Annotated in this window: 15 protein-coding genes; 6 read left to right on the forward strand and 9 right to left on the reverse strand. The window is 70.9% G+C overall.

All coding sequences use genetic code 11. The features are described 5' to 3' along the window. Nucleotides 1–28 precede the first annotated feature (28 nt). Together ACFZBD_RS05575 and ACFZBD_RS05580 are read left to right on the forward strand one after the other, a co-directional pair. The gene (locus ACFZBD_RS05575) at nucleotides 29–607 is read left to right on the forward strand and encodes a hypothetical protein (RefSeq protein WP_391135761.1); all 579 of its coding nucleotides are present in this window, start codon (nucleotides 29–31) and stop codon (nucleotides 605–607) included. After that, entirely contained in the window at nucleotides 604–1,236 is a 633-nt protein-coding gene (locus ACFZBD_RS05580; RefSeq protein WP_391135764.1) for a TIGR03086 family metal-binding protein, read from the forward strand. Before ACFZBD_RS05575 ends, ACFZBD_RS05580 begins: the two co-directional genes overlap by 4 nt. A 267-nt stretch (nucleotides 1,237–1,503) precedes the next feature. Here the strand turns inward: ACFZBD_RS05580 and ACFZBD_RS05585 are convergent, their stop codons facing one another. From ACFZBD_RS05585 to ACFZBD_RS05625, 9 genes are all read right to left on the reverse strand, one after another. Continuing rightward, nucleotides 1,504–2,145, reverse strand: a complete 642-nt coding sequence (locus ACFZBD_RS05585; RefSeq protein ID WP_391135767.1) for an aspartate/glutamate racemase family protein — start codon at nucleotides 2,143–2,145, stop codon at nucleotides 1,504–1,506. Nucleotides 2,146–2,213: 68 nt separating this feature from the next. After that, entirely contained in the window at nucleotides 2,214–3,665 is a 1,452-nt protein-coding gene (locus tag ACFZBD_RS05590; protein WP_391135769.1) for a solute carrier family 23 protein, read from the reverse strand. A gap of 292 nt (nucleotides 3,666–3,957) precedes the next feature. Then, nucleotides 3,958–5,346 carry an 8-oxoguanine deaminase gene (locus tag ACFZBD_RS05595; protein ID WP_391135772.1) on the reverse strand — a complete coding sequence of 463 codons (1,389 nt, stop codon included), beginning with the start codon at nucleotides 5,344–5,346 and terminating at the stop codon, nucleotides 3,958–3,960. A 76-nt stretch (nucleotides 5,347–5,422) separates the two neighbouring features. After that, a complete protein-coding gene (locus ACFZBD_RS05600) occupies nucleotides 5,423–6,829 on the reverse strand; it encodes a solute carrier family 23 protein (RefSeq protein WP_391135775.1) in 1,407 nt (468 codons plus the stop codon). 71 nt (nucleotides 6,830–6,900) lie between these two features. Further along, nucleotides 6,901–7,824, reverse strand: coding sequence for a factor-independent urate hydroxylase (pucL, locus tag ACFZBD_RS05605; protein ID WP_391135778.1), 924 nt, complete (start codon nucleotides 7,822–7,824; stop codon nucleotides 6,901–6,903). Nucleotides 7,825–7,829: 5 nt separating this feature from the next. Further along, nucleotides 7,830–8,219 carry a hydroxyisourate hydrolase gene (gene uraH / locus ACFZBD_RS05610; RefSeq protein WP_391135782.1) on the reverse strand — a complete coding sequence of 130 codons (390 nt, stop codon included), beginning with the start codon at nucleotides 8,217–8,219 and terminating at the stop codon, nucleotides 7,830–7,832. After that, nucleotides 8,216–8,731: a 2-oxo-4-hydroxy-4-carboxy-5-ureidoimidazoline decarboxylase gene (uraD, locus tag ACFZBD_RS05615; RefSeq protein WP_391135785.1), complete on the reverse strand. Its 516-nt coding sequence runs from the start codon at nucleotides 8,729–8,731 to the stop codon at nucleotides 8,216–8,218. Before uraD ends, uraH begins: the two co-directional genes overlap by 4 nt. 191 nt (nucleotides 8,732–8,922) lie before the next feature. After that, nucleotides 8,923–9,261, reverse strand: a complete 339-nt coding sequence (locus ACFZBD_RS05620) for a helix-turn-helix domain-containing protein (protein WP_391135978.1) — start codon at nucleotides 9,259–9,261, stop codon at nucleotides 8,923–8,925. Nucleotides 9,262–9,305: 44 nt separating this feature from the next. Then, a complete protein-coding gene (locus ACFZBD_RS05625) occupies nucleotides 9,306–9,557 on the reverse strand; it encodes a thiamine-binding protein (RefSeq protein WP_391135981.1) in 252 nt (83 codons plus the stop codon). A 199-nt stretch (nucleotides 9,558–9,756) separates the two neighbouring features. Here ACFZBD_RS05625 and ACFZBD_RS05630 point away from each other — a divergent pair, with 199 nt between their 5' ends. From ACFZBD_RS05630 to ACFZBD_RS05645, 4 genes are all read left to right on the forward strand, one after another. After that, complete coding sequence (locus tag ACFZBD_RS05630; RefSeq protein WP_391135788.1) at nucleotides 9,757–10,590, forward strand: TIM barrel protein; 834 nt, start codon at nucleotides 9,757–9,759, stop codon at nucleotides 10,588–10,590. 39 nt (nucleotides 10,591–10,629) lie between these two features. Next, nucleotides 10,630–11,520: a 2-hydroxy-3-oxopropionate reductase gene (locus tag ACFZBD_RS05635; protein ID WP_391135791.1), complete on the forward strand. Its 891-nt coding sequence runs from the start codon at nucleotides 10,630–10,632 to the stop codon at nucleotides 11,518–11,520. Between the two features lie 164 nt (nucleotides 11,521–11,684). After that, nucleotides 11,685–13,142, forward strand: a complete 1,458-nt coding sequence (locus ACFZBD_RS05640) for a catalase (RefSeq protein WP_391135794.1) — start codon at nucleotides 11,685–11,687, stop codon at nucleotides 13,140–13,142. Nucleotides 13,143–13,620: 478 nt separating this feature from the next. Next, on the forward strand, nucleotides 13,621–14,286 hold the full coding sequence (locus ACFZBD_RS05645) for an HNH endonuclease (RefSeq protein WP_391135797.1): 666 nt from the start codon (nucleotides 13,621–13,623) through the stop codon (nucleotides 14,284–14,286). Nucleotides 14,287–14,429: the final 143 nt, after the last annotated feature.

Raw genomic sequence — 14,429 nt, forward strand, 5'->3', positions numbered from 1 at the left:
CTCTCCGTGACTGTCCTGAGGGGGGACCATGACGGACCGTACGACCTATGTGACGCTCGCCGGACTGCGCGAGCGGGGCTGGACCGACGCGATGGTGAGCCGCCTGCTCGGCGAGCCGGACGTGCAGGGGCGCGACCCGCGCCGCTGGTCGCTTGCGCCGGTCCGGCTCTTCCTCCTGGCCCGGGTGCAGGCGGTGGCGCGCACCCCCGAGTTCGTCCGGTGCGCGGCGGCGGCGGGGCGGTGCCCGTCCGCGACCGAGGAGGGGGCGGAGCGCCGGCGGCGGGCGGTCATGGCGGCGATCCGCGCGGAGCCGATCGAGGTGCCGCGCCTGCCCGCCTCCGAGCTGGAGCGCCGGGCGGTCCGCCACCGCCATCTGCTCGGGGCCCGCGGGCCGGGCGAGGCGGCCGCCGGGGCGCTGGTGCGGTGGCAGGTGAGCTATCTGCGCCACGCCCTGGCGCGGTACGACGCGCTGCTCGACGGGCTGTACGGCGCGACCGGGCGGGCCGAGGCCGAACGGCTGCTGCGGCTGCGTCTGTACGAGGCGATCGCGGCGGCCTATCCCGCGCTGGAGCGGGAGTGCCGACGGCGGATCGGGGCGGAGCGATGAGTTCCGGGGCTCGCGGCGGTCTGCCCTGCATGGAGAAGTCGACGCAGATCGATCTGGGAGCGGCCGCCGCGCGCGTGGCGCGGCTCGCCGAGGACATCGACGACCGGCGGCTGGGTGATCCGACGCCGTGTCCGGAGTACGCGGTACGGGAGATCCTGGCGCACCTCGCCTCGCTGAGCGTGGCCTTCCGGGACGCGGCCCGCAAGGACCTCGGCCCGACGACGGGCACCCCGCCCGGTTCGGTGCGGCCGGTCCTGTCGGAGGGCTGGCGGTCGGAGCTGCCGAAGGCCCTGGAGGAGCTGGCCGCGGCCTGGCGCGAGCCGGGGGCGTGGGAGGGGGACACCGAGGCGGGCGGCGTCGAGCTGCCGGCCGCCGTCATGGGCCGCATCGCGCTCAACGAACTGGTCATCCACGGCTGGGACCTGGCGCGCGCGACGCACCAGGCCTACGCCCCGGGAGAGGAGGACCTGGCCGTCTCCGAGGAGCTGCTGACCCCCGAGGCGGACGCCCCGGCCGACGACGGCTTCTTCGGCCCGGTCGTCCCGGTCCCCCCGGAGGCGCCCCTCCTCGACCGGGTGATCGGCCTGAGCGGCCGCGACCCGGCCTGGCGCCCGGAGGGGGCGGCGTAGGGGGGCGGCGGGGCAGCGACGGGACCGGCCCGGGAGAGGCGTCGGGGCCTTCGCCGACGGGCCCACGGTCGGACGCCTCGCCACGGGACCGGTGTGGGAGGGCTTCGGGGCCTTCGCCGACGGGCCCACCGCCGGCCGCCTCGCCGCGGACCGGTGTGGGAGAAGGCGTCAGGGCCTTCGCCGACCGGCCCTTCGTGGGCCGCCTCTCCCCGGGCGGCCACGCTGTGCGCCGCCCCGCGCCGGCGGCTGCCGGGGCCCCGGAGCGTGTCATCCGGTCAGCAGCCGGCGCACCCTTCGGCAGGCCGCGGGGACCGGGGCGATCAGGGGGACGGGGCTGTGGGGGGCGAGGGTCTCGGTCGCGGCGGCGAAGGGGCCGCCGCCGATGACGACCGCCTCGGCGCCGTCGCGGGCGACGCACTCCCGGACCGCGCGCGCCAGGCCCTCCAGGAGCGCGTCCGGGTCGGCCGACAGGGTCGCGGGGTCCCCGACGGTCAGGCGGACGCCGGTGAAGAGGCCGGTCAGGCCGAGCGCGGCGACCCCGTCCGCGAGGGAGACCGCGAGGCGCGGGGTCGTCGTCGCGATGCCGAAACGGGTGCCGCCGGCGGAGGCCTCCCGCAGGGACGCCTCGCCGATGCCGACGACCGGGACCTCCCCCGCCACGGCCCGCAGCGCGTCCAGGCCGGGGTCGCCGAAGGCCGCCACGATCAGGGCCGCGCAGTCGCCGGCGGCCAGGGCGCGGCGGCCGGCCGCGACGACCTCGGGCACGGCGGCCCGCAGCGCGGCCGGATCGGTGAGCATCGGAGGGCCGTGCCTCGCCGTCACCCCGCGTACGGCCGGGCCCAGGGTCCGCCGGGCGATCGCCGTCATCATCGCCGTCGTGGCGGCGGAGGTGTTCGGGTTGACCAGCACCACCGAACGCCCGCGGCCGGCCCCCGCGTCGTACGCGGGGACCGGCTCGGCGGACGGCGGAGGAGGGCTCAGTGGACGTGTACCGCCTTGGCGCCCCGGGTCTCGGAGATCTCCTCGCCCGGTTCCATCGGCGCGGTGACCGTGTCCTCGTCGCCGCGCCTGCCCAGGTGGTTGAAGACCAGGTTCAGCAGGACGGCCGCGACGCAGCCGGTCGAGATGCCGGAGTCCAGGATGATCTTCGCGGTCTCCGGGAAGGCGTGGTAGAACTCCGGCTCGGTGATCGGGATGATGCCGACGGCCAGCGAGACCGCCACGATCAGCACGTTGTTGTCCTTCTCCAGACCGGCCTTGACCAGCGTCTGGATGCCGCTGGCCGCGACCGAGCCGAAGAGGACGACTCCGGCGCCGCCGAGGACCGGCCGCGGGACGACCGAGATCAGCGAGGCCATCACCGGCGACAGGCCCATCAGGACGAGGAATCCGCCGCCGCAGGCGACCACGAACCGGCTCCGGATCTTCGTCATCGCGACCAGGCCGATGTTCTGGGCGAAGGCGCTGCACATGAAGCCGTTGAAGAGCGGGCTGAGCGCCGAGCCGAGGGTGTCGGCGCGCAGTCCGGCCGCGATGGTCTTCTCGTCCGCGGGCCGGTCGACGATCTCGCCGAGCGCCAGCATGTCGGCGGTCGACTCGGTCATCGACACCAGCATGACCACGCACATCGAGATGATCGCCGCGAGGGCGAACTGCGGTGCGCCGAAGTGGAACGGCGAGGGGAAGCCGACGATGTCGGCCTCCGTCACCGGGCTGAAGTCGGTGACCCCGAAGGGGATGGCTATCAGGGTGCCGATGACCAGACCGACGAGGACGGCGATCTGCTTGAGGAAGCCGCGGGTGAACCGGCGCAGGACCAGGACCACCGCCAGCGTGATCCCGGCGAGGGTGAGGTAGGTCGTGGAGCCGTAGTCCTTCGCACCGGGATCGGGTCCCTGCGCCCAGCCGAACGCGACCGGGAGCAGCGAGACACCGATGAGGGTGATCACGGTGCCGGTGACGACGGGCGGGAAGAAGCGGACGAGCTTGGAGAAGTAGGGCGCGGCGATGAAGCCGAGGACGCCGGCGACGATGATCGCGCCGAAGATCAGCGGCAGTGCGTCGGCCTTGTCGTCGGTGGTGTCGACGATCGCGAGCATCGGGGCGACACCGGCGAAGGTGACGCCGTTGACGAACGGCAGCCGGGCGCCGATCTTCCAGACGCCGAGGGTCTGGAGGAAGGTCGCGAGTCCGGCGGTGAAGAGGCTGGCTCCGGTGAGGAAGGTCAGCTCGGTGCCGGAGAGGCCGACGGCCGCTCCGACGATCAGTGGCGGGGCCACCACACCCGCGTACATGGCGGCCACGTGCTGCAGACCGCTGGTGAACATCTTCAGGGGCGGCAGCGTCTCGTCGACCGGATGCTTGCTCCGGGTCTCGGTATCGGCGCCTGCGTCTTGTGCATCATTGCGAAACCTGGGCTTGGTGGCCACGGCGGTTCCTCCGGTCGGTTACACGTCGGCGGTGACGCGGATGTCAGGGAGGTGGTGCAGTCGTGCGGTGAAGGCGCCTCACGAAGTGCGGCTCATGAGGACGTGTGCTCGCGTCGGCCTGGGGGCGCCGCGCTCGGTGTGCCCGGGGAGGGGTGGACACGATGTCGACCGTCCGGGGGGTGCCGTACCTCTTTTCGTACGGGCACCCCCCGTCCGGCCGGCCACGGGCCCCGCTCGGGTCCGTGGCGACCGACCGAGGGCCGTCCCCCTCGGTCGGACTCCTTGGGGAGGGTCAGCCCTGGGCCGTGATGCGGGCCAGGCGCTGCGCCTCCGCGCGCGCGTCGCGGGCGATGGACTCCTCGTCCGCGAACAGCAGGCGGTTGTTCTCGACGATCTGCTTGCCGTTGACGAAGGAGGCCGTCACCGGCGCGGCGGCGCCGAAGACGATCGCGGTCACCGGGTCGGCGATCGAGGAGTGGCCGAGGCCGTCGATCTTCCACAGGACGAAGTCGGCGAGCTTGCCGGCCTCCAGCGAGCCGATCGAGTCGGCGCGGCCGAGGACCTGCGCGCCGCCGTACGTACCGAGACGGAGGGCCTGGCGGGCGTTGAGGGCGGCCTCGCGGTGGGCGCCGAGCCGGTTGACGAGGAGCGCGTTGCGCAGCTCGGTGTGGAGCTCGCCCGACTCGTTGGAGGCGGTGCCGTCGACGCCGAGGCCGACCGGGACGCCTGCCTTCAGCATGTCCGGGACGCGGGCGATGCCGGCGGCCAGGCGTGCGTTGGAGGAGGGGCAGTGGGCGACGCCGGTCTTCGTACGGGCGAAGGCCTCGATGTCGGAGTCGTTCATGTGGACGCAGTGGGCCATCCACACGTCCTCGCCGAGGAAGCCGGTCGACTCGAAGTAGTCGGTCGGGCCCATGCCGAAGAGCTCGTGGCAGAACTTCTCCTCCTCCACGGTCTCCGAGCCGTGCGTGTGCATGCGCACACCGAGGCGGCGGGCCAGCTCGGCGCCCTGCTTGAGGAGCTGGGTGGAGATGGAGAACGGCGAGCAGGGGGCGACGGCGACCTGGGTCATCGAGTCGAAGGAGGCGTCGTGGAACTTCCGTACCGTCTCCTCGGTCGCGGCGAGCGCGCCCTCGGTCGTCTCGACGGCGAAGTCCGGCGGGAGGAAGCCGTCCTTCTCGCTCATGTCCATGGAGCCGCGGGCGAGGGTGAAGCGCACGCCCATGTCGGAGGCGGCGCCGATGATGGCGCCGGACAGGTCGCCGGAGTTCTTCGGGTAGACGTAGTGGTGGTCCATGGCGGTGGTGACACCACCGCGGGCCATCATCGCCAGCGAGCCCTGGGCGGCGACGCGCACCATCGACTCGTCGATGCGCGACCAGGTCGGGTAGAGCGCGACCAGCCAGTTGAAGAGGTTGTGGTCGGTGGCCAGGCCCCGGGTGATCCACTGGTAGAAGTGGTGGTGCGTGTTGATCAGACCGGGCGTCACCAGGTGTCCGGTGGCGTCGATCCTGCGGACCACGTTCTCCAGGCCCTCGGGCGCCTTGCCGGCTCCGATGGACTCGATCTTGTTGTCGGCGACGACGAGGTGACCGGAGGCGTACTCGGTGTCGTTGGCGTCTACGGTCGCGATCGCACAGTTCTCGATGACGATGCGCTGGGCTGCCGAAGGTGCTGCCATGGCGGTGGTTCCTTCATTCCTCTTTGGTTGGGGGTCCCACCACGACGGAGTCGTAGGGGGCGGGCACGGCAGGACCCTAGGAGGATTTGAGTGCCGGGGCCGCGTGACGGCTCCGGGTGCCGAGGTGGTGGAAAAACAGGTTGAGCGTGACCGCGACGAGCGCGCCGGCGCTGATGCCGGAGCCGAGGACGGTCTGGGCCCACGCCGGGAAGCCGGCGTAGAAGGTGGGGGCGGCGAGCGGGATGATGCCCGCCCCGAGGGCGACGGCCACCAGGATGATGTTGGAGCTGTCGTCGAGGCCCGCTTCGGAGAGGGTACGGATGCCGGAGACGGCGATCGAGCCGAAGAGGACGATGCCGGCGCCGCCGAGGACGGGCATCGGGACCATGGAGACGACCGCGCCGAGGACCGGGAAGGCGCCGAGGACGAGCAGGGCGCAGCCGGCGACCGCGACGACGTAGCGGGAGCGGACCCGGGTCAGCGAGACGACGCCGACGTTCTGGGCGAAGGCCGAGGTGGGGAAGCCGCCGAAGACGGGGCCGAGCAGCGTGGCGATGCCGTCGGTCCGCAGCCCGCGGGTGATCGTCCGGCCGTCGCTCCTGCGGTCGCAGATCTCGCCGAGGGCGAGCATGCCGGCGCTGGACTCGGTCATGAGGACGAGCATCACGATGCACAGGGAGAGGATCGCGGCGGGCTGGAACTCGGGGGCGCCGAAGGCGAAGGGGCTGGGCAGCGCGGCGACGGGCGCCTCGCGCAAGGCGCCGAAGTCGGCCATCCCGAAGGGGATCGCGGCGAGGGTTCCGATGAACAGGCCGAGCAGCAGGGCGATCTGCTTGACGAATCCCTTGCCGAAGCGCTGGAAGAGCAGGATGACGACGAGCGTGAAGGCGGCGAGCGCGAGGTACTTCATCGCGCCGAAGTCGCCCGCGGTCGGGTCGCCGCCCTGGGCCCAGCTCACCGGGACGGGCATCAGGGTGACCCCGATGAGGGTGATCACGACGCCGGTGACGAGCGGCGGGAAGAAGCGGAGCAGCCGGCCGAAGAAGGGGCCGACGGCGAGGCAGAAGACTCCGGCGACCATCACCGCGCCGTAGATGGCGGGGAGTTGGTGTCCGGGGGCGCTGGTCTCGGCGATCGCCAGCATGGGGGCGATGCCCGCGGAGGAGGCGGCGTTGACGAACGGGAGCCGGTTTCCGGCGAAGCGGCCGGCGCCGATGGTCTGCAGGATGGTGGCGAATCCGGCGATGAGCAGGCCGGCGGCGATGAGACGGGTCATCCCGGCGGCGTCCAGGCCGACCGCCTGGCCGATGATCAGCGGAGGGGTGACGACGCCCGCGTACATCGCGGCGATGTGCTGGAGCGCGGCGGGAACGAGTCGCGAGGCGGGGAGCTTCTCGTCGACCGGGTGGACCTCGGCCGAGGTGGCCGGCGGGGTGGTACACGGGCCTTCGGCGGTTGCCGGCCCGACTGCGGGCTGTGCCATGGTTTGTCCCTCCGGTGGTGGCGGCCCCCGCCCTCCTGCGGGCGGGCGGCGGGGGCGGCCACGCGTGCCGCTTAGAGGTTGGTCATGTCGACCGGGATCTGCGCCGTGGCTCCGTCACGCAGCACGGTGGCCTCGATGAGGCCGTACGGGCGGTCGGCGGCGAAGTAGACCTCGTTGTCGTTCTTGAGCCCGAAGGGCTCCAGGTCCACCAGGAAGTGGTGCTTGTTCGGGAGCGAGAAGCGAACCTCGTCGATCTCCGAACGGTGGTTGATGATCCGGGTGGCCATCTGGTACAGCGTCTGCTGGAGCGAGTACGAGTACGTCTCGGCGAAGGCCTGGAGCATGTGCTTGCGCGTCTGCTCGTAGGACTTCTCCCAGTTGGGCATCCGCTGGTCGTCGTCGGTCCAGTTGAACCGCCAGCGACCGGAGACCTGCGTGGCCAGGATGCGGTCGTACGCCTCCTGGAGCGTCGTGTACTTGTCCTTGATGTAGCCCCAGAACTCCGAGTTGGTGGAGTTCATGACGATGAGGTCCTTGAGGCCGGAGATGACCTCCCACTTCTCGCCGTCGTAGGTGATCTGGGTGACGCGGGTCTCCTGGCCCTTGCGGGCGAAGGAGTGGTTGACCTCGTCGGCGCCGATGAACTTGGAGTTGGCGTCCGAGGTCGCGATCCGCTCCCAGGAGTACTCCTCGATCCGGATCCGGGCCTGGCGGATCGGCTCCTGGCTGGTCACGAAGTGACGCGCCAGGTGGATGCCGAACTGCTCGGCCGACTCGATCCCGTACTCCTTGGCGAAGGCGTAGACGGTGTTCTTCGTCGTGTCGGTGGGCAGGCAGTGGGCGTTGGAGCCGGTGAGGTGGACGTCGTCGAGGTCGCCGGAGAGGGCGACGGAGACGTTCAGGTCCTTGATGTGGTGCGTCTCGCCGTCCCGCGTGATCTTGACGACGCGGTTCTCTGCTTTGCCGTACTGGTTCTGGCCGAGAATCGTGGGCATGTCTGCTAGCTCCCTCGGTAAACGGAGTAGCCGAACGGGTTGAGCAGCAGCGGTACGTGATAGTGCTCGCCCGGATTCACCGCGAAGGTGATGGTCACTTCCGGGAAGAACGCACCGCTGTCCCTTACGCGGGGGGCGTCCTGCTGCGCCTCGGCTTGCTTCTTGGAGAAGTACGCCTCGGTCTCGAAGTCGAGACGTACATGGGTCGTTCCCTCCGGCAGCGCCGGCAGGTCCTTGCAACGCCCGTCCGCGTCGGTGGCCGAGCCGCCGAGCGCCACCCACGACGCGTCGAAGCCGCTGCGGGCCGCGAGCGTGATGGCCACGCCCTCGGCGGGGCGGCCGACGCTGGTGTCCAGGATGTGGGTGGACACCGAGGCGGTGGTGTCGGTGCTCATGCGGCGCTCTCTTCCTCTACGAGACGGGTCAGGCGGATACGGTTGATCTTGCCCAGTTCGGTGCGGACGATCTCCCGCTCCTCCTCGGGCGCGTGCTCGATCCGCTCGCGGACCGCGTCCCGCATCTGCTCGCCGGTCTTGCCGGTGGCGCAGATGAGGAAGACATGACCGAACTTGTCCTGGTAGGCCAGGTTGAGTTCGAGCATCTCCGCCTTGAGCTCCTCGGAGGCCCCGGCCATCCCGCTCTGCTCGCGGGAGGAGGTCGGGTCCCCGGCCTTCGGACGACCGATCGGCGGGTGGCCCGCCATCGCCTCGGCCAGATCCTCGGCGGTCAGTTCGGCCATGGCGGCGTCGCTGGCGAGGAAGAGGGCTTCGACGGTGGCGTACGGGCGCTGGGCGACGAGCTTGCTCCCCCACGCCGAGCTGGAGCACACCTCGTGGAGCGCGGCGACAGCGTCGCTGTCCGCCGAGGTGTTGAACCGGGCGAGGCCCGGAGTCGAACCTGAAGTCACGGGAAGCCTCCGTGGCTGTTTTTCACTGTGCGTCGGACGGGCTGCGGATAGCTAACGCCCTGGCGCAACATCCCGTCAACACTTTGTTGAAAACTCGGCCACACAAAAGCCGCCGTCCCGACATCCGGACGGCGGCTTGCACCGGGCACGGCCGGGGACACCCCGGCCGGACGGGCCTATCGGAACGCGCCCTAGTCGGCCTGGGCGGTCTTTTGCCTGTTCAGGGCGGTTTCCCTGTTCAGATAGTTGTACACGGTGAACCGGCTGACACCGAGCGCCCCGGCCACCGTCTCCACCCCGTGGCGTACGGAAAAGGCACCGCGTGCCTCCAGCATCCGGACGGCCTCCTGCTTGGCCTTGCGGTCCAGCTCGGCCAATGGCATCCCGTGCCGGCGCTCCATGGCGGCCAGGATGTGGTCGAGCGAGTCGGACAGCTGCGGCAGGCGTACGGCGAGCACGTCCTCGCCCTCCCAGGCGAGCACGACGTCGTCCGGTTCGGCCTGCTCCGGGCCGAGTATCTCGGCGCCCATGGCGTCGACGAGCGGTTTCACCGCGGCGACCAGGGGGTGCTCGGTCACTTCTCGTCCTCCCCGATCACGTTGACCTGGAGGGAGACGCGGGTCGCGCCGGCCGCCAGGGACCTGCGCAGCAGGGCGTCGACGGCGGTCAGCACCTCGTCGGCGGCGCCTTCCGCCGTGTTGCCGAACGGGCCGACGTCCACCGCGTCCAGTTCGGCCGCCTGGATGACCTCGCGCGCCACGACCGCGTGGGCCGGTGCCTCGTCGAGGTCGAACGGCTCGGTCGTGAACTCCACTTTCAAACGCACCATGGCCCCACGCTACTGGGCGCGGAACCCGCCCGGGAGGCCGGTCCGCGGAGAAGGCGGCCACGGGCTTCGACGATCAGCCGGGACCCCGCGCGGGGCCGACCTGCGCGGGTGCCCCCTTGACACCCCCGCACCCCTCCGTGCAACATTCCGTCAGACAGAAACTTACTTCCGCAATACGGAAGGAGCGCCGCCCCTCATGGGATACACGGACCAGCGCTTCGATGTGAACCTGTCGATCCTCTTCACGGAACTCCCGCTTCTGGAGCGCCCCGCGGCCGCCGCCGCGGCGGGCTTCACCGCGGTCGAGCTGTGGTGGCCCTGGATCGACACCGCCACCCCCGACCAGAGCGAGCTCGACGCCCTCAAAAAGGCTCTGGACGACGCCGGCACCCAGCTGGTGGGCCTGAACTTCTACGCCGGGCAGCTGCCCGGACCCGACCGCGGCGCCCTCTCCGTACCCGGTGAGGAGTCGGACCGCTTCCGCGCCAACATCGACGTGGCGGCCGACTTCGCCGCCTCGGTCGGCTGCACCGCGCTCAACGCGCTCTACGGCAACCGCGTCGAGGGCGTGGACCCGCAGATCCAGGACTCCCTCGCCCTGGAGAACCTGGTCCTGGCCGCCCGCGCGGCCGACCGGGTCGGCGCGATCCTCCTGGTCGAGACCCTGAACAAGCCGGAGTCGCCGCTCTACCCGCTGGTGAGCGCCCCTTCCGCGATCGAGGTCGTCGACAAGGTCAACGCCGCCACCGGACTCGGCAACGCCAAGTTCCTCCTCGACATCTATCACCTGTCGATGAACGGCGAGGACGTCAGCCAGGTCATCGCCGCGTACGCGGACAAGACCGGCCATGTGCAGATCGCCGACAACCCGGGCCGTGGCGCGCCGGGCACCGGCGAGCTGCCGCTGGAGCAGCTGCTGGACGAGCTCAAGAAGGCCGGTTACGACGGCTGGGTCGGCCTGGAGTACAAGGCCGCCGACGCCGCCGCGTCCTTCGAGTGGCTCCCCGCCGAGGCCCGCGCGGCCCGCTGACCTCCTTCCGTACCACCAGTTTCGAGAGGCACCCTCACCATGAGCAATCTCCCCAAGGTCGCGTGGATCGGTCTCGGCATCATGGGCTCGCCCATGTCCGAGAACCTGATCAAGGCGGGCTACTCCGTCACCGGCTTCACGCTGGAGCAGGACAAGCTGGACCGTCTCGCCGCGGCCGGCGGCACCGTCGCCGGCTCGATCGCCGAGGCCGTCAAGGACGCCGACGTGATCGTCACGATGGTGCCCGCCTCCCCGCAGGTCGAGGCCATCTCCTACGGCCCCGAGGGCATCCTGGAGAACGCCAGGCAGGGCGCGCTGATCATCGACATGTCGTCGATCACCCCGCAGACCTCGGTCGACCTGGCCAAGAACGCCGCGGAGAAGGGCATCCGCGTCCTGGACGCCCCGGTGTCCGGCGGCGAGGCCGGCGCCATCGAGGCCGTCCTGTCGATCATGGTGGGTGGCGAGCAGGCCGACTTCGACGCGGCCCTGCCGGTCCTCGAGGCCCTCGGCAAGACCATCGTCCTGTGCGGTCCGCACGGCTCCGGCCAGACGGTGAAGGCCGCCAACCAGCTCATCGTCGCGGTCAACATCCAGGCCTGCGCCGAGGCCGTCGTCTTCCTCGAGAAGTCCGGCGTGAACCTCCAGGCCGCCCTGGACGTCCTCAACGGCGGTCTGGCCGGCTCCACGGTCCTGACCCGCAAGAAGGACAACTTCCTGAACCGCGACTTCAAGCCCGGTTTCCGGATCGACCTGCACCACAAGGACATGGGCATCGTCACCGACGCCGCCCGCAACGTCGGTGCGGCCCTCCCGGTCGGCGCCGTCGTCGCCCAGCTCGTCGCCTCCCTGCGCGCGCAGGGTGACGGCGGCCTGGACCACTCGGCCCTGCTCCGCGCCGTCGAGCGTCTCTCCGGCCAACAGGTCTGACCCAGATTTCCGGTCGGCGGTGGCGCTGACACCTGTCCTGTCGCGCCCAGGCGCCACCGCCGACCGGAACACCTCCCTTCATCTTCAACAAACTGTTGACGTGATGTTCGAGGCGAATTTACGCTCCTCGCACCGTCTGCAGAGCTCCCGTACGGAAGGTCACGATGTCGAAGCGCGTGCTTACGACCGAGTCCGGCGCACCTGTCGCCGACAACCAGAACTCCGCCACCGCCGGCGTCGGTGGCCCCATCCTGCTGCAGGACCAGCACCTGCTGGAGAAGCTCGCGCGCTTCAACCGTGAGCGCATCCCGGAGCGCGTGGTCCACGCCCGCGGCTCCGGCGCGTACGGCCACTTCGAGGTGACCGACGACGTCACCGGCTTCACGAAGGCCGCCTTCCTCTCCGAGGTCGGCAAGCGGACCGAGACGTTCATCCGCTTCTCGACCGTCGCCGACTCGCTCGGTGGCGCGGACGCCGTCCGGGACCCGCGCGGCTTCGCGCTGAAGTTCTACACCGAGGAGGGCAACTACGACCTCGTCGGCAACAACACCCCGGTGTTCTTCATCAAGGACCCGATCAAGTTCCCCGACTTCATCCACTCCCAGAAGCGCGACCCCTTCACGGGCAAGCAGGAGCCGGACAACGTCTGGGACTTCTGGGCGCACGCCCCCGAGGCGACGCACCAGATCACCTGGCTGATGGGCGACCGCGGCATCCCCGCCTCGTACCGTCACATGAACGGCTACGGCTCCCACACCTACCAGTGGACCAACGAGGCCGGCGAGGCCTTCTTCGTCAAGTACCACTTCAAGACGAACCAGGGCGTCCGCTCCCTCTCCGCCGAGCAGGCGGCCGAGGTCGTCGGCAAGGACGCCAACTCGCACCAGACGGACCTGCTCCAGGCCATCGAGCGCGGGGTGAACCCCTCCTGGACCCTCTACGTCCAGGTCATGCCGGCCGCCGAGGCCGCGGACTACCGCTTCAACCCGTTCGACCTCACCAAGGTGTGGCCGCACGCGGACTACCCGCTGCAGCGCGTGGGCCGTCTGGTCCTCGACCGCAACCCGGACAACGTCTTCGCCGAGGTCGAGCAGGCCGCGTTCTCCCCGAACAACTTCGTGCCGGGCATCGGTCCCTCGCCGGACAAGATGCTCCAGGGCCGTCTCTTCGCCTACGCCGACGCCCACCGCTACCGTCTCGGTGTCAACCACACCCAGCTGCCGGTGAACGCGCCCAAGGCGACCGTGGCGGACAACTACGGCCGCGACGGCCTCATGGCCACCCGTCAGGGTTCGCGCCACGACAAGAACTACGAGCCCAACTCGTACTCCGGCCCCTCGCAGAGCGACGAGGTGCCTTCCGCCCCGCTGGCGATCCACGGCTGGACCGGCACCCACGCGGCGCCCGAGCACGCCAAGGACGACCACTTCTTCCAGGCCGGTGAGCTCTACCGCCTGATGTCCGAGGACGAGAAGGGCCGCCTGATCGCCAACATCGCCGGCGGTCTCTCCCAGGTGTCCCGCGAGGACGTCGTCGAGAAGAACATCGCGCACTTCGCCGCGGCCGACCCGGAGTACGGCAAGCGCGTGGAGGAGGCGGTCCGCGCCCTGCGCGAGGACTGATCCCACGCGGTACCAGACCGCGTACGGCGGATGACGGGAGGTCAGAAGCCGTACGCCGTCCGGACCGGCGGCCCGGATGAGGGGTGGCCGGCGGTACGGACAGCGTGAGGACCGCGGCGGCGAGCGAGCCAGTGCGGTGGTAAGGACGTCCGGACCCTCTTCCTGACCTGAAGGAAGAGGACCGTCCGCGACGCCCGTCGCCGCCGCCGCGGTCCCAACGCCCCCATGGGGGCACACCCCGAGACTCCGCCCGGCGGTGCGAACGTCCTGTCGCGCCAGCCTCGCACCGTCGGGCGGGCATCACGAGAGCGCGGAACCAGGTTTACGGTCCCTGGTTCCGCGCTCTTTCACGTGCGCGGACCCTTACGGGGGCAGTGGTGTCAGCGCATCGTTTCTGCGGTGAAGATCCACACCCGCTTGGGCGAACACACCCGCGTTTCGTCCCCGCGCCCCCGCCGCCACCGCTATCCACGGCGACATGATCAAGAACCTGATGCGCGGACTCACCCCGGTCGCCCTGATCCTCTCCCCCCTCGCGGCCCCCTCCCCCGCCCTCTCGGCGAGCGTCGTGCTGCTCCCCGACGCCCTCGCCGAACTCGACGTGGCCACCGAGGACGCGGCCGGGTACACCGCCTCCGCGTTCCGCCACTGGAATCAGGGCCTCGACCCCGCCGACGGCTGCGACACCCGCGGCGAGGTACTCCTGGAAGAGGCCGTGGACGCCCCCAAGACCGGCGTGGGCTGCGCGCTCATGGACGGCAAGTGGACGTCGTACTACGACGGTCAGAGCGTCACGGACCCCGCCGCGCTCCGCGTCGACCACCTCGTCTCGCTCAGCGAGGCCTGGGAGTCGGGCGCGTCCGGCTGGTCCGCAGCGCGCCGCGAGAAGTACGCCAACGACCAGGGGGCGGCCGCCACGCTCGTCGCGGTGACCGCCCGCAGCCAGAAGGACAAGGCCGGCCGGGACCCCGCCGAATGGCTCCCCTCGGTGACGGCCCAGTACTGCCGTTACGCCGCCGAGTGGGTGGGCACCAAGCTGCGCTGGGGCCTGTCCGCGGACAAGGACGAGGTCGAGGCCGTCAAGCTGCTGGCGGACGGCCCCTGCGAGGACAGCGTCGTGGCGAGGTCGCAGGCGCCGCGCTGACCTAGGGCGTGTGTCGGAAGTAGCGTCGTCCGCCCGCAGGGCGGGGCCGGGGGCGTCTGGTGCGTGCGATCGCAAGGCGGAGGGAGGAGAGCGCAGCGGGCTGCGCCGACGACCGACAACGCAGCGAGCGTGCGTGCCAGGCG

Origin of the sequence: Streptomyces sp. NPDC008121, from assembly GCF_042957155.1 — a bacterium.
GTDB lineage: Bacteria > Actinomycetota > Actinomycetes > Streptomycetales > Streptomycetaceae > Streptomyces.

Excerpts from the sequence above, each read along its gene's own strand:
- ACFZBD_RS05640 (WP_391135794.1), top strand. The coding sequence starts at position 11,685 with ATGTCGAAGCGCGTGCTTACGACCGAGTCCGGCGCACCTGTCGCCGAC.
- ACFZBD_RS05635 (WP_391135791.1), top strand. The coding sequence starts at position 10,630 with ATGAGCAATCTCCCCAAGGTCGCGTGGATCGGTCTCGGCATCATGGGC.
- ACFZBD_RS05575 (WP_391135761.1), top strand. The coding sequence starts at position 29 with ATGACGGACCGTACGACCTATGTGACGCTCGCCGGACTGCGCGAGCGG.
- ACFZBD_RS05595 (WP_391135772.1), bottom strand. The coding sequence starts at position 5,346 with ATGGCAGCACCTTCGGCAGCCCAGCGCATCGTCATCGAGAACTGTGCG.
- ACFZBD_RS05630 (WP_391135788.1), top strand. The coding sequence starts at position 9,757 with ATGGGATACACGGACCAGCGCTTCGATGTGAACCTGTCGATCCTCTTC.
- ACFZBD_RS05600 (WP_391135775.1), bottom strand. The coding sequence starts at position 6,829 with ATGGCACAGCCCGCAGTCGGGCCGGCAACCGCCGAAGGCCCGTGTACC.
- ACFZBD_RS05580 (WP_391135764.1), top strand. The coding sequence starts at position 604 with ATGAGTTCCGGGGCTCGCGGCGGTCTGCCCTGCATGGAGAAGTCGACG.
- uraH (WP_391135782.1), bottom strand. The coding sequence starts at position 8,219 with ATGAGCACCGACACCACCGCCTCGGTGTCCACCCACATCCTGGACACC.
- ACFZBD_RS05645 (WP_391135797.1), top strand. The coding sequence starts at position 13,621 with ATGATCAAGAACCTGATGCGCGGACTCACCCCGGTCGCCCTGATCCTC.
- pucL (WP_391135778.1), bottom strand. The coding sequence starts at position 7,824 with ATGCCCACGATTCTCGGCCAGAACCAGTACGGCAAAGCAGAGAACCGC.
- ACFZBD_RS05620 (WP_391135978.1), bottom strand. The coding sequence starts at position 9,261 with ATGGGCGCCGAGATACTCGGCCCGGAGCAGGCCGAACCGGACGACGTC.